Origin of the sequence: Sphingobium sp. 15-1 (assembly GCF_013375535.1) — a bacterium.
Classification (GTDB): domain Bacteria; phylum Pseudomonadota; class Alphaproteobacteria; order Sphingomonadales; family Sphingomonadaceae; genus Sphingobium; species Sphingobium aromaticivastans.
This window is the reverse complement of the sequence record NZ_JABXJG010000001.1, coordinates 3,082,602-3,095,620: the sequence shown is the minus strand read 5'-3', so window position 1 is coordinate 3,095,620 and position 13,019 is coordinate 3,082,602. Positions and strand designations below refer to the sequence as shown.

Below are 13,019 nucleotides of genomic sequence, written 5' to 3'. Positions count from 1 at the left end.
GCATGGACATGGCTTCCCATCCCGCAATGGCGAATGCGCGCGCCTATGCGCCGGTGCAGCGGGCGCGCTGGGCCGCGCTGGCGGACGAGGCGGCGGAGGCCAACGCCTTCTACATGCCCGAAATGCTCTGCGCGGCGCTGGATCATCTGGCGGGCGGCACGGCGGTGCGCGTGCTGGAGGCGCAGCGGGGCGGCGAGCTGATCGGGCTGATGCCAGTGGTGGTTTCGGCGCGGCATGGGCGATTGCCGGTGCGGTGCGTCACCAACTGGATGCATGATCATTGCTTCTTCGGCGCGCCGCTGATTCGGCGGGGCGAGGAAGTGGCGGCGTGGCGGGGACTGCTGGGGCAGTTGGACGAGGCGGACTGGGCGCCGGGCTTCCTGCATCTGCGCGGGCTGGATGCGGCGGGGGCGAATGCGGCGGCGCTGGAGGCGCTGTGCGTCGAGCAGCGGCGCGGGCGGCGGGAAGTGCATCGGTACGACCGGGCAATGCTACGGTCGGAACTGGATGCGGACGCCTATTGGGAAGCCAATGTGCGGGCCAAGAAGCGCAAGGAATTGCGGCGCTTGCAGAAGCGGCTGGCCGATCTCGGCACGGTGGAGAGCCGGTTGCTGGCCGACGGGGCGGAGCTGGCCGCGTGGTGCGGGGAATTTCTGGCGCTGGAGGCTTCGGGCTGGAAGGGGGCCGAAGGGTCGGCCTTGGCCTGCAAGGTGGACGATGCGGCTTTTTTTCGGGCGGCCTGTGCGGCGGCTTTCGAGAATAAGCGGCTGCATTTCCTGCGCATGGACCTGGATGGGCGGGCGATCGCGATGCTGGTCAATTTCCGGCATGGCGAGGGGGCCTTTTCCTTCAAGATCGCCTTTGACGAGGCGCTGGGGCGCTTTTCGCCGGGGGTGCTGATCGAGATCGCCAATTTGCAGGCGGTGCTGGGCGATCCCGCCATTGGCTGGATGGATAGCTGCGCGGCGGCGGATCATCCGATGATCGACAGCCTGTGGGGCGAGCGGCGGACGATCACCCAATATCGCATCGCGCTAAGGGGTGCGGGGCGGAGCGTGGCCTTTGCGCTGGCCAATGGCGTGGAGGCGCTGGGGCAGAGGTTGAAGGGGCAGATATGAACGCGGTGAGCGCTATTGAGGCGGCGGTGTTTCCGGAAGAGGCGCGGGCGGCTTTTGCGGCGGCTTATCCGGATAGGGCGGCGCCATTGCGGCATGGGCTGGCGGGGCATGAACTGCTGACGCTGGAGGCCTTGGCCGGGTTGGCGGAGCGGATGCCTGCTGCTTCGGTCGAGTATAATCTGGGGAAGCTGCCTTTGGGGGTGCGGGCGGAGGATACGCCTTCAAATGGGCTGACGCTGGGCGAGACGATCCGGACCATAGAGACCAACGGCAGTTGGGCGGTGCTCAAGAATGTCGAGCGGGATGCCGATTATGGCGCGTTGCTCGACCGGGCGCTGGCGGAGCTGGCGCCGCTGGTGGAGCGGGAGACCGGGCCGATGCTGCATCGGGAGGCGTTCATCTTCCTGTCCTCGCCCGGCAGCGTGACGCCGTTCCACATGGACCCGGAGCATAATATCCTGCTCCAGATCCGGGGGGAGAAGGTCATGACGGTCTTTCCGGCGGGGGACGAGGAACTGGTGCCGGCGGTGCAGAGCGAGGCTTTTCATGCGGGCGGGCATCGCAATCTGGACTGGCGGGACGGGTTTCGCGAGCGGGGCATGGCGGTGACGCTGTTGCCGGGGGATGCGATCCATGTGCCGGTGAAGGCGCCGCATTTCGTGGAGAATGGCCCTGTCGTTTCGGTGAGCCTGTCCGTGACCTGGCGGTCGGAGCGGAGCGTGGCGGAGGGCGAGTTGCACAGTCTGAACGCGTTGCTGCGGCGGCGCGGGCTGCCGGTCGGACGGATCGGCACGCGGCCGGAGGCTCAGGGCGCGCGGCGGATCGCCTATCGGATCATGCGGAAGCTGGGCGTCTGAGGATTTTGCGCAAGGCGGCTTCGGCTTCGAGGCGGGGGCTGAAGCGGTCGATCTGCCACCATTCCAGAGCTTCCTCGCGGGTGGCGAGGCTTTGCTTGTAGCGGTCCTTGCCGGCTAGCAGAGAGTAGAGCGTGAGGCCGCGGGCGGCGTAGTGGTCGACGGCGGCGGCGTGGCAGAGCAGGCCGGGCTTGTCCTTCGTCGTGCGGGGGGCGGCGAAGGCGGACTGGTAGTTCATCGCTATGCCGTCGTGGAGGAAGTTGAGGAGCAGGCCGACTGTGCCGCCGCCGTCGGTGAAGCGGAGGAGTTCGACCTTTTCGCTTCGGGTTGCGAGGGTGGCGGCGAAGCGGCGGAAGGCGGTGTCGTCCCAGGCGTTGTCGGCATGGCGGCCGGTGTTGAGGGCCTGCATTTCGGTGAGCCAGGATTCTATGTCGGCTGGGGTGGCTTTGGCGATGGCCGGGAGCGTGCCGTCATGGTCTTTCAGGGCACGGCGGATCTGGCTGCGGCTGTTGGCACTGAGCAGCGACAGATAGTCGGCGGAGCGGACGGCTTCGAGATCGACCTGATAGACCGGGGAGCGGTCGAGGCGGGTCTTGCGGCGGGCGGGGATTGTCAGGAGCGGCGAGTTGGGGGCGATGCCGCCGAGGCGCAGGGTGCGCCAGTCGTTGCGGCTTTGCAGGGCCTTGAGGACGGCCTGGGTCGCCTCCCCTTCCCCGCCCTTTGCGACCAGCAGGCCGTTATATTCGATGAAGGGGCGGTCGGCGCTGGGGTCGCCGGACTGGTTGAGCGATAGCGTGGCGCTGCGGCCCAGCAGGCGGGGCTGCATGGCGTGGCCGAACAGGGCGAGCGCGACGTCCTGACCTTGGGGGTCGGTGACGGCGAGCAGTTCGGGGTGGACGGCATAGCTTTCCAGCCAGGCGCCGGTCCAGGTCCAGCCGAGGAAGAAGCTGGCGGCGGCGCGGGACTCCAGCGCCTGCCAGCGGGGGGCCAGGCTCGCGAGGTCGGGCAGGCGGGTGAATTGCGCGGTGAGGGCCATTGCGGCCCCCCTTTTGGCAGAGCGGCGGTGGGGGTCAAGCGGAGCTGCTTAATCCTCCCTGCGCGAAGCGTAGGGATATTGGGTGAAAGTTGCGCATTTCCCCTCCACCACCGCCTTTGGCGGCGGTCCCCTTCCCCATCTGCGATGGGGGGATTTTAGAGTTCGCGGCGGAGGTTCGGGTCGATGGTGCCGTCGGGGCGGACGCCGGCGCGTTTGAGGTCGCGGCCCATTTTTCCTGTCAGAAAGCGGAACCACATAACGAAGTCGGCGCGCAGCGACCAGAGCGGGTAGCGGAAGGTCGCGGGGCGGTTATGTTCGATCAGGCTGTGGCCGACCCAGGCGAAGCCATAGCCCGCCAGCGGCAGCGCGGGGACCATCCACCAGCTTCCCGCCACCGGCAGCGCGGCGAGCAGCAGCACGACCAGGCTGGTGCCCGCATAGTGCATCGCCCGCGTGCCCGCATGGGCATGTTCCTGAAGATAATAGGGCCAGAAGTCCTGGAATGCCGCCTTGCCGTCCATAGCCCCCCTCCTTCTTGCCTTTGCAGGCTAACGGGAAAGGTGATCGAAGTTAAGGTGGATGCGTCAGGCCGTGTGCCGATCGGGGGCGAACAGGAAATAATCATAAGCGGCCCGCGCCGCTTCGGCCATGATGCGGTCGCGCATCTCATGGCCCTTATAATCCTTCATCACGAAAACCGAAATGACGAACATGCGGCCATCGGGCAAAGTGACGATACCCGCGTCATTGCCCAGGCCGTTCAGCGTCCCGGTCTTGTGCGCGATGCGGGTGCCGGGGGGCAGCATGGCGCGCAGCCGGGCCTTGCCGGTCTTGCACCGTTCCATGATCGACAGCATCAGCGCGGTCGTCTGGGGCTTCAGCAGCTTGCCCAGGCGAATCGCGGCGAGCAGGTCGTCCATCGCGCGCGGCGTGGCGGTGTCGCGGGGATCGGCGGCGAAACCGATATTGGGCATGTCGCGGGCGTCGCGCTGGCTGGCGGAGAGGCCCGATTCCATCGCCGCTTCATCCCCGAAGCCAGCGCCGGTCACCTTGGCGCGGGCCAGCAGGTCGCGGGTGTTGCTGTCGACGCGCAGATTCCTGATCCCGGCGGCATGGAGCCAGTCGTTGACCGCGAGCGGGCCGCCGGCGCGGGCGACCAGCGCGTCGGTCGCCTCATTGTCGCTGAGCGTCAGGCTCATCTCCAGCAGGGTGCGCACCGGCAGCGGGCGGCCGAGGCGGAGGAGCGGTTCGTCGAGGCTGAGGCTGCCCGCGTCGAGCAGCGAGAGGATCTTGGCCGCGACCGCCACCTTGTAGGTGCTAGCCATCGGGAACAGCGTGTCGCCATTATAAGCCAGCGTCTCCCCGGTGCCGAGGTCGCGGACGGCGATGCCGACCGTGCCGTCGGTCAGGGTGGCAAAGCGAGCGAATTCGGCCATCAGGCGGGATTCGGCGCTGTGTTGGACCGGGTTCGGCGTTGGCCCGAAGGCGTCGGCGGTGGGCAACGGGGCCAGGAACAGACCCATGAAGGCGATCAGCTTGGTACGAAGGCGCGGCATCCCTTTCCTTTTCCCGATTCGCGCGCGTCAGGCAAGCCTTGTTGACAGCGGCTCGCCCGGCGGTTCATCACGCCGGGCCATGAGCGATACGATCAAGCTGGACGAGAGCTGGCGCGCGCCGCTGCTCGGGGAATTTGAAAGCGCCTATATGCAGGGGCTGAAACGCTTTCTGCAGGAGGAGAAGGCGCAGGGCAAACGCATCTTCCCCAAGGGCAGCGAATATTTCCGAGCGCTGGACCTGACGCCGCTGGACAAGGTGAAGGTGGTGGTGCTGGGGCAAGACCCCTATCATGGCGAGGGGCAGGCGCATGGGCTGTGCTTTTCGGTGAAGCCGGGGGTGCGGACGCCGCCGTCGCTGGTCAATATCTACAAGGAATTGCAGAGCGACCTGGGGCTGACGCCACGCCGCCACGGTTTCCTGGAGCATTGGGCGCGGCAGGGCGTGCTGCTGCTGAACAGCGTGCTGACGGTGGAGATGGGCAAGGCGGCTTCGCATCAGAAAAGGGGCTGGGAGCAATTCACCGACGCGATCATCCGGCTGGTCAACCAGCAGAGCGAGCCGGTGGTGTTCCTGCTGTGGGGCGCCTATGCGCAGCGCAAGGCGGAGTTTGTCGACCGGACGCGGCATCTGGTGCTGAAGGCGGCGCACCCCTCCCCTCTTTCGGCTCATAACGGGTTTCTGGGGTGCAGGCATTTTTCGCAGGCCAACGCCTTTCTGGAGGAGAAAGGGCGCGGGGCGATCGATTGGGGATTGCCGGAGACGGTGGCGGCGGCATGAATTTCGACGATCAGTTGCACCGCTATTTCGGGGTTCGGGAATTGGAAGCGCTGACGCCCGATGCCTTGGATGCCGGGATCGAGCGCATGCGGGTGGATTTCGGGCTGGAGACGGACGGGCGGCGGCGCTTTGCGCTGTGGTCGCTGATGTTCCTGCTGGGTGCGGCGCCCGATCTGGACGAGGCGTTCGATGATCCGGCGGACCGGGATGCGGCGCGGGATTTCATGGAGATGATGGAGCGGGCCGAGGGGGACGAGTAGCGTTTTGCCGCCGCGTATTCCTGCGCAGGCAGGAACACGATAGTCTGTCGGGCATGCGAATCTTTACCATCGGCTATGAGGGCGCCACGCAGGACGAGGTGATCGCGGCCTTGCGGGCGGCGGGCGTGACGATGTTGACCGATGTGCGCGCGGTGCCCTTGTCGCGGCGGCCGGGCTTTTCCAAGAATATCCTTGCCGCCGGGCTGCGGAAGGCGGGGATCGACTATGTCGGGTTGAAGGCGCTGGGCACGCCCGCCGCCGGGCGGGAGGCTGCGCGCAAGGGGCAGCATCAGCGGCTGGCGGAAATCTATGCGGGGCAGTTGGAGCTGCCCGAGGCGATGGTGCAGGCGGCGCAACTGCTGGAGATGGCGGAGGAGCAGGCAGTGGCGGTTTTGTGCTTCGAGCGGGATGCGACGGCTTGTCACCGGTCGTTGCTGATCGATGCGGTCATGCCGGATGCGGAGCGGGTGGATTTGGTGCCTTGAGGTTTGGGGATGATTGGTGTGGCCAAAGACATGCCTCATCGTCACCCCGGGCTTGACCCGGGGTCCCGCTTTCTTCTCTCGTCTGCGCCTAGTCCAAGGCAGCGGGACCCCGGGTCAAGCCGGGGGTGACGAAGGTGGGAAACGCCAGTTTCTTTACCGCCGAAACGATTCCATATTGCATTGCAGCAGGGGGTAGCGTTTCATCGCTGTCATGCTGAAGGCCGCGCTCCACCATCTGACGTCCTATCGCTACAGCCGCCCGATCAGGCTTGGGCCGCAGGTGATCCGATTGCGGCCCGCGCCGCACAGCCGGACGAAAATCCCCAATTATGCGTTGAAGATCGAGCCGCCGGGGCATTTCCTGAACTGGCAGCAGGACCCGCATGGCAATTGGCTGGCGCGGATCGTCTTTCCAGAGCCCGTCGACCGCTTTTCCGTCGAAGTGGATTTGCTGGCCGATCTCGACATCATCAATCCGTTCGATTTCTTCGTCGAGCCTTATGCGGAGGAGTATCCCTTCGCCTATGACGAGCAGCTCAAGACCGACCTTGCCGCCTATTTCGAGCTGGAGGATCAGGGGCCGCTGTTCGAGGCTTTGGTCGAGAGCCATCAGGGTTTCGAGGGGCGGACGATCGACTTTCTGGTCGAGGTGAACCGGCGGCTCCAGAGCCAGGTCGGCTATGTGATCCGCATGGAGACCGGCGTGCAGGGGCCGGAGGAGACGCTGGAGATCGGCACCGGGTCGTGCCGGGATTCGGCCTGGCTGCTGGTGCAATTGCTGCGGCGGCTGGGCTTTGCGGCACGTTTCGTGTCGGGCTATTCGATCCAGTTGGTGGCCGATGTCGAGCCTTTGGAGGGGCCGAAGGGGGTTTCGCAGGACGTGGTCGACCTGCATGCCTGGGCGGAGGCCTATGTGCCGGGCGCAGGCTGGGTGGCGCTCGATGCGACTTCGGGGATGTTCGCGGGCGAAGGGCATATCCCGCTTTGCGCGACGCCGCATTATCGATCCGCCGCGCCGATCAGTGGGATGGCGGAACCGGCGGAGGTCGACTTTCACTTTTCCATGGGCGTCAGCCGCATTGCCGAAGCGGTGCGGATCACCAAGCCCTTCACCGATGCGCGCTGGAACGCGGTGATGGCTCTGGGCGCGCAGGTCGATGCCGATTTGCAAGCTCAGGACGTGCGGTTGACGACCGGGGGCGAGCCGACTTTCGTGGCCGAGAATGGCGGCGATGCGGGCGAGTGGAATGGCGATGCGGTCGGGCCGACCAAGGCGAGCTATGCCGACCGGCTGATCCGGGGGCTGCGTGAGACGTTCGCGCCGGGCGGACTGCTGCATCATGGGCAGGGCAAATGGTATCCGGGCGAGAGCCTGCCGCGCTGGGCCTATGCGGTCTATTGGCGGCAGGACGGGGTGCCGATCTGGCGGGATGCCGGGCTGATCGCGGATGAGGTGGCGGCTGACGATGCGCGGGCGGTGACGGCGGAGGACGCCGAGGCCTTTCTCGCGCATATGGCGGGCGCGATGGGCTTTACGTCCGAGCATATCCAGCCGGTCTATGAAGACCCGGCAGTGTGGGCGGTCAAGGAAGCGGACCTGCCGGTCAACACATCGCCCGATGATCCCAAGATTTCCGATCCCGAAGCCCGCGCAAGAATGGTGCGGGCGTTCGAGCGGGGGCTGGACCAGCCGGTCGGCTATGTGCTGCCGGTGCAGCGCTGGCAGACGCAGGCGGTGACGCCGCGCTGGCAAAGCGAGATCTGGCAACTCCGGCGCGGGCGGCTGTTCGCGGTGCCGGGGGATTCGGCCTTGGGCTATCGCTTGCCCTTGGGGTCGCTGCCACATGTGCCGGAGGCGGCCTTTCCCTATATCCATCCGCGCGATCCGAGCGAGCCGCGTGGGCCTTTGCCGGATTTCCGCGCCACGCTGGATGAGGTTCATGCCCAGCCGGTGCAGCGGGTGCCGGATGCGCCGGGCGGGACTGTCGCGCAGGAGCGGGTCGAGCAGTTCCATATCGAAGGGGCGGTGCGCACCGCCGTGACGGTGGAGCCGCGCGGGCATTTCCTGTCGATCTTCCTGCCGCCGGTGGAGGCGCTGGAGGATTATCTGGAACTGGTGGCGGAAATCGAAGGCGCGGCGGAAGCGATGCGGATTCCCGTGCGGATCGAGGGCTATGCGCCGCCGCCCGATCCGCGATTGCAGGTGCTCAAGGCCACGCCCGATCCCGGCGTGATCGAGGTGAATGTGCAGCCCGCCGCGAGTTGGGAAGAGACGGTGGAGATCACCGAGCGGCTTTATGCGCTGGCGCGGACCTGCGACCTCACCGCCGACAAGTTCATGGTCGACGGGCGATCCGTGGGCACCGGGGGCGGCAATCATATCGTGCTGGGCGGGCCGAGCCTCATCGATTCGCCCTTCATCCGGCGGCCCGATCTGCTGAAAAGCTTTGTGCTCTATTGGCAGCGGCATCCTTCCCTCTCCTATCTGTTTTCGGGCCTCTGCATCGGGCCGACCAGTCAGGCGCCGCGCATCGATGAGGCGCGGCATGATGGGCTGTATGAGCTGGAGATCGCGCTGGCGCAGGTGCCGCCGCCGGGCGAGGGTGATGCGCCGCCGCCCTGGCTGGTCGACCGGCTGTTCCGCAATCTGCTGGTCGATGTGACGGGCAACACGCACCGCACCGAAATCTGCATCGACAAGATGTTCTCGCCCGATGGGCCGACCGGGCGATTGGGGTTGCTGGAATTCCGCGGCTTTGAAATGCCGCCGGAGCCGAAGATGAGTCTGGCGCAGCAATTGCTGTTGCGGGCGCTGACGGCGTGGTTCTGGCGCCAGCCGCAGCAGGGCAATCTGGTGCGCTGGGGGACGGCGCTGCACGACCGCTTCATGCTGCCGCATTTCGTCTGGGCGGATTTTCTGGAGGTGCTGGGCGACCTGCGCGGCGCGGGCTACGATTTCGATGCCAACTGGTTCGAGGCGCAGAAGCAGTTCCGCTTCCCGATCCATGGCGCGGTCGATGCGGGCGGCGTGGGGCTGGAGATTTCCCACGCGCTGGAGCCGTGGAACGTGCTGGGCGAGACCGGCGCGATCGGCGGGACCGTGCGCTATGTCGACAGTTCGACCGAGCGTTTGCAGGTGCGGGCGACCGGGCTGATCGCCGGGCGGCATGTCGTCGCCTGTAATGGGCGGCGCGTGCCGATGACGCCGACATCCGTGCCGGGCGAGGCGGTGGGCGGCGTGCGGTACAAGGCCTGGGCGCCCGCCGCCTGCCTGCATCCGGCGCTGCCGGTCAATGCGCCGCTGACCTTCGACGTGCTGGATAGCTGGAGCGGGCGGTCGCTGGGCGGCTGCGTCTATCATGTCGCGCATCCGGGCGGGCGCCATTACGACACGCTGCCGATCAACGCCTATGAGGCGGAAGCGCGGCGCAAGGCGCGGTTTCAGGATCATGGCCATACGCCCGGCCCGGTCGACATGCCGCCCGCCGAGGCTCCGAGCGAGTTTCCGATGACGCTGGACCTGCGTTTCCGGCATCCATGAGCATGGCTGGCGCCCTTCCTGTAGATGCGGCGGGCTGGGCCGAGACCTATCTGACGCGTGCGCCCAAGGGCGACCTGTTCGCCGGGGCCAGCAAGGAGATGGCGGGCCATTGGCGGGCCATGCTGGAGCGGCTAAGCCTCCAGGCGCAGGGCGATCCGGCGGTGCTGGCGGGCAATGTCGAGCGGCAGGCGGTCGATCTGGGGCTTGCCTTCCGCCTGACCGGGGATCAGCAGGAACGGCCCTGGCCATTGAGTCCGGTTCCGCTGCTGATCGGCGCGCAGGAATGGACGCATATCGAGCAAGGCCTGGTCCAGCGGGCGCAGTTGCTGGAGCGGGTGATCAGCGACATCTACAGTACGCAATCGCTGGTGCGCGAGGGCAAGCTGCCCGCCAGCGTCATCACCGGCAGCCCGCATCATTGGCGGGTGATGACCGGCGCGCCGCCGCCCCATGGGCATTTCATCCATTTCTACGCCGCCGATCTGGCGCGGGGGCCGGATGGCGAATGGCGGGTGCTGGCGGACCGGGTGCGGACGCCTGTGGGCGTCGGCTATGCGCTGGAGAACCGGCTGGCTTTGTCGCGGGCGACCGGGGATTTGCTGGGCGCGCTCAATGTGCGGCGGCTGGCGCCTTTTCTGAGCGATTTGCGGCGCGGGCTGGCGGCGGATTGCGAGCGGAGCGATCCGCGCATCGGCCTGCTGTCGCCGGGCCGCTTCAACCAGAGCTATGCCGAGCAGGCGCATCTGGCGCGCTATCTGGGCCTGTTGCTGGTCGAGGGCGAAGACCTGATCGTGTCGGACGGGCAATTGTTCGTGCGCACGATCCAGGGATTGAAGCGGGTCGATGGGCTGTGGCGCTGGATGGACAGCCGCTTCATCGATCCGCTGGCGTTCGATGCGGAATCGCGCATCGGCGTGCCGGACCTGTTCGACGCCTGTGTGAAGGGCGGGCTGATGCTGGCCAACTGGCCGGGCGTCGGCGTGATCGAATCGCGGGCCATGGCGGCCTTTCTGCCGGGGCTGGCGCGGGAGGTGCTGGGGGCGGACCTCATCCTGCCCAATATCGCGACCTGGTGGTGCGGGCAGAGCGCGGAGCGGGCGCATGTCGCGGACGCGATGGACGAGCTGGTGGTGGGATCGGCCTTCGACCGCGATGTGGCGGGGCTGACGGGCACGCGCTTCCTGCCCGGATCGGCCATGGATGCGGCGCAACGGGCGGCCTTGCTGGACGCCATGGCGCGGCGGCCGATGGACTATGTCGGGCAGGAGGTGGTGCGGCTGTCGACCACGCCTGCGATCGTGGACGGAAAGCTGACCCCCCTGCCCTTCACCCTGCGCGTGTTCGTGGCGCGGGACGAGCTGGGGCAATGGCGGATCATGCCGGGCGCCTTCACGCGGCTGGCGGCGCATGGCGATATTCGCGCCGCGCTGATGGGCGAAGGCGATCTGTCGGCGGACATGTGCGTGCTGGACGCCAAGCCGGTGCCGCGGGACGGGTTGTCGGCGGCGGCTCCGGCGATCCGGCGGGTGGGCGGCATGCTGCCCGCCAAGGCGGCGGACAATCTCTATTGGCTGGGGCGCTATATCGAGCGCATGGAGATGACGGCGCGGGTGATCCGGGCGATCGTCGGCGGGTCGATCGAGGCCGATCTGGGGCCGGCGGTCGGATCGCCCACCATGGGGCGGCTGATGGGACAGCTTGCATTGTGGAGCGCGATTCCGGGCACTGCCGGGGCCGTGGGGCGGTTGTGCGCGCAGGCGTTGGGCGATGGCGCGCAGCCGGGCAGCGTGCGGGCCTTGCTGGCGGCGGTGGCGGGCATCGGGGAAGGGCTGCGCGACCGGCTGGCGGTGGATTATTGGCGGCTGGTGCGGCTGCCCCTGCCCGATTTCGACGGCGGGGTGACGGAGACTTTGCTGGAAGCCTCTTCGCGCATGATCGAGCGGATTTCGGCGCTGTCCGGGCTGGCGGCGGAGAATATGGGGCGGACCGAGGGGTGGCGCTTCCATGATATGGGGCGGCGGATGGAGCGGGCGATCAATGGCTGCCGTCTGGCGATGTTGTTCGGGGGCGATGGGGCGTCGGCGGACGATCTGACCGTGCTGCTGGACCTCAACGACAGCCAGATCAGCTATCGCAACCGCTATCTGACCGGGCCTGCTCTAGCGCCGGTGCGCGATCTGGTGGCGCTGGAGCCGCATAATCCGCGTTCCATAGTCTATCAGGCGCAGAGGCTGGCGGAGCATGTCACGGCGCTGCCGACGCTGCATGGCGACGGCATTCCGGAGGAGCCGCAAAGGCTGGCGGCAATGCTGGCGGCGCGGCTGGCGCCGCTGACCGGGGATGTGCTCGGCATGGCCGATCTGGCGGAGGCGGAGAGCCGGTTGCTGGAGTTGTCCGACGCCATCGGGCAGCGCTATTTCCTGCAGCGGCGCAAGGAAAAGAGCGAGGGCGTCAGCCTGCTGTCATGATCTACCGCATCCGGCATCAGACCATCGTGCATTATGATGCGCCGGTGCAACTGGCGCGCTTCAACCTGCGGCTGCGGCCCGCGCCATGGCCGGGACAGTGGACGTCGGACTATCATCTGGCGGTCGATCCCGCGCCTGCCTCCATCGAATCGCGGCCGGGGGCGTGGCCGGTCAATGTCGCCCGGCTGGAGATCGACAGTCCGCTGCACCGGATCAGCATCGACAGCAGCTTTCGCGCCGGGGTGCAGGTCGGGCCGCCCATCGAGCCGCAGGAGGACGATCCGGCCGTCGGCGCAGTGGCGGAGGCGGCTTTGGCGGCGCGGGATATGGGACCGGCGGGATCGGCGCATTATCTTTACGCCTCGCCGCGTGTGCCGTTGGCGGCGGAGATCGGGGCCTGGGCGGCGGATTTACTTGTTGCTGAGCGGCCGATTGTCGGGGCGGCGCTGGCGCTGGCGCAGCGGATCAAGAGCGAATTCGCCTATGTGAGCGGGGCAACCGATGCGGCGACGCCAGTGGCGGAGGCCTTTGCAGCGCGCCATGGGGTGTGTCAGGACTTTGCCCATGTGATGGTGGCGGCGCTGCGCTGGTTCGGGCTGCCTGCCGCCTATGTGAGCGGTTATTTGCGCACCGATCCGCCGCCGGGCATGGCGCGGCTGGTCGGTGCGGACGCGATGCACGCCTGGGTGATGCTGTGGTGCGGGCCGACGCGGGGGTGGATCGGCTTCGATCCGACCAATGGGGTGATTACCGGGGACGGGCATTTGTTCGTCGCCATGGGGCGGGATTATGCGGACGTCGCGCCGATGGATGGGCTGTTCGTGGGTGGCTCCGGGCAGAATGTGCAGGTGATGGTGGACGTCATGCCGGAGGAGGAAGGGGTTTAGGAATACGCACATACACCCGTTCGTTTCGAGCGAAGT

11 protein-coding genes are annotated in these 13,019 nt (G+C 67.2%); 8 read left to right on the top strand and 3 right to left on the bottom strand.

The window, feature by feature from the left end:
* Nucleotides 1-2: 2 nt before the first annotated feature.
* Nucleotides 3-1,118: a GNAT family N-acetyltransferase gene (locus HUK72_RS14780; RefSeq protein WP_176597399.1), complete on the top strand. Its 1,116-nt coding sequence runs from the start codon at nt 3-5 to the stop codon at nt 1,116-1,118.
* The gene (locus HUK72_RS14775) at nt 1,115-1,975 is read left to right on the top strand and encodes a cupin-like domain-containing protein (protein WP_176597398.1); all 861 of its coding nucleotides are present in this window, start codon (nt 1,115-1,117) and stop codon (nt 1,973-1,975) included. Before HUK72_RS14780 ends, HUK72_RS14775 begins: the two co-directional genes overlap by 4 nt.
* Here the strand turns inward: HUK72_RS14775 and HUK72_RS14770 are convergent.
* The 3 genes from HUK72_RS14770 to HUK72_RS14760 all read right to left on the bottom strand — a co-directional run bounded on the left by HUK72_RS14770 (nt 1,953) and on the right by HUK72_RS14760 (nt 4,564).
* Complete coding sequence (locus tag HUK72_RS14770) at nt 1,953-3,008, bottom strand: GNAT family N-acetyltransferase (protein WP_176597397.1); 1,056 nt, start codon at nt 3,006-3,008, stop codon at nt 1,953-1,955. The genes HUK72_RS14775 and HUK72_RS14770 overlap by 23 nt on opposite strands.
* A 155-nt stretch (nt 3,009-3,163) precedes the next feature.
* Complete coding sequence (locus HUK72_RS14765) at nt 3,164-3,529, bottom strand: DUF962 domain-containing protein (protein WP_176597396.1); 366 nt, start codon at nt 3,527-3,529, stop codon at nt 3,164-3,166.
* Between the two features lie 63 nt (nt 3,530-3,592).
* A complete protein-coding gene (locus tag HUK72_RS14760) occupies nt 3,593-4,564 on the bottom strand; it encodes a serine hydrolase (protein ID WP_176597395.1) in 972 nt (323 codons plus the stop codon).
* Between the two features lie 79 nt (nt 4,565-4,643).
* Between HUK72_RS14760 and ung the strand changes: the two genes are divergently transcribed.
* From ung to HUK72_RS14730, 6 genes are all read left to right on the top strand, one after another.
* The gene (ung, locus tag HUK72_RS14755; protein WP_176597394.1) at nt 4,644-5,342 is read left to right on the top strand and encodes a uracil-DNA glycosylase; all 699 of its coding nucleotides are present in this window, start codon (nt 4,644-4,646) and stop codon (nt 5,340-5,342) included.
* Nucleotides 5,339-5,602 carry a hypothetical protein gene (locus HUK72_RS14750; RefSeq protein WP_176597393.1) on the top strand — a complete coding sequence of 88 codons (264 nt, stop codon included), beginning with the start codon at nt 5,339-5,341 and terminating at the stop codon, nt 5,600-5,602. Before ung ends, HUK72_RS14750 begins: the two co-directional genes overlap by 4 nt.
* Before the next feature lie 53 nt (nt 5,603-5,655).
* Nucleotides 5,656-6,087: a DUF488 family protein gene (locus tag HUK72_RS14745; RefSeq protein ID WP_176597392.1), complete on the top strand. Its 432-nt coding sequence runs from the start codon at nt 5,656-5,658 to the stop codon at nt 6,085-6,087.
* A 211-nt stretch (nt 6,088-6,298) separates the two neighbouring features.
* Nucleotides 6,299-9,628 carry a DUF2126 domain-containing protein gene (locus HUK72_RS14740; protein WP_176597391.1) on the top strand — a complete coding sequence of 1,110 codons (3,330 nt, stop codon included), beginning with the start codon at nt 6,299-6,301 and terminating at the stop codon, nt 9,626-9,628.
* Nucleotides 9,625-12,096, top strand: a complete 2,472-nt coding sequence (locus HUK72_RS14735) for a circularly permuted type 2 ATP-grasp protein (RefSeq protein ID WP_176597390.1) — start codon at nt 9,625-9,627, stop codon at nt 12,094-12,096. Before HUK72_RS14740 ends, HUK72_RS14735 begins: the two co-directional genes overlap by 4 nt.
* Nucleotides 12,093-12,983: a transglutaminase family protein gene (locus HUK72_RS14730; RefSeq protein ID WP_176597389.1), complete on the top strand. Its 891-nt coding sequence runs from the start codon at nt 12,093-12,095 to the stop codon at nt 12,981-12,983. The genes HUK72_RS14735 and HUK72_RS14730 overlap by 4 nt, the downstream gene beginning before the upstream one ends.
* The last annotated feature ends 36 nt before the right edge of the window (nt 12,984-13,019 follow it).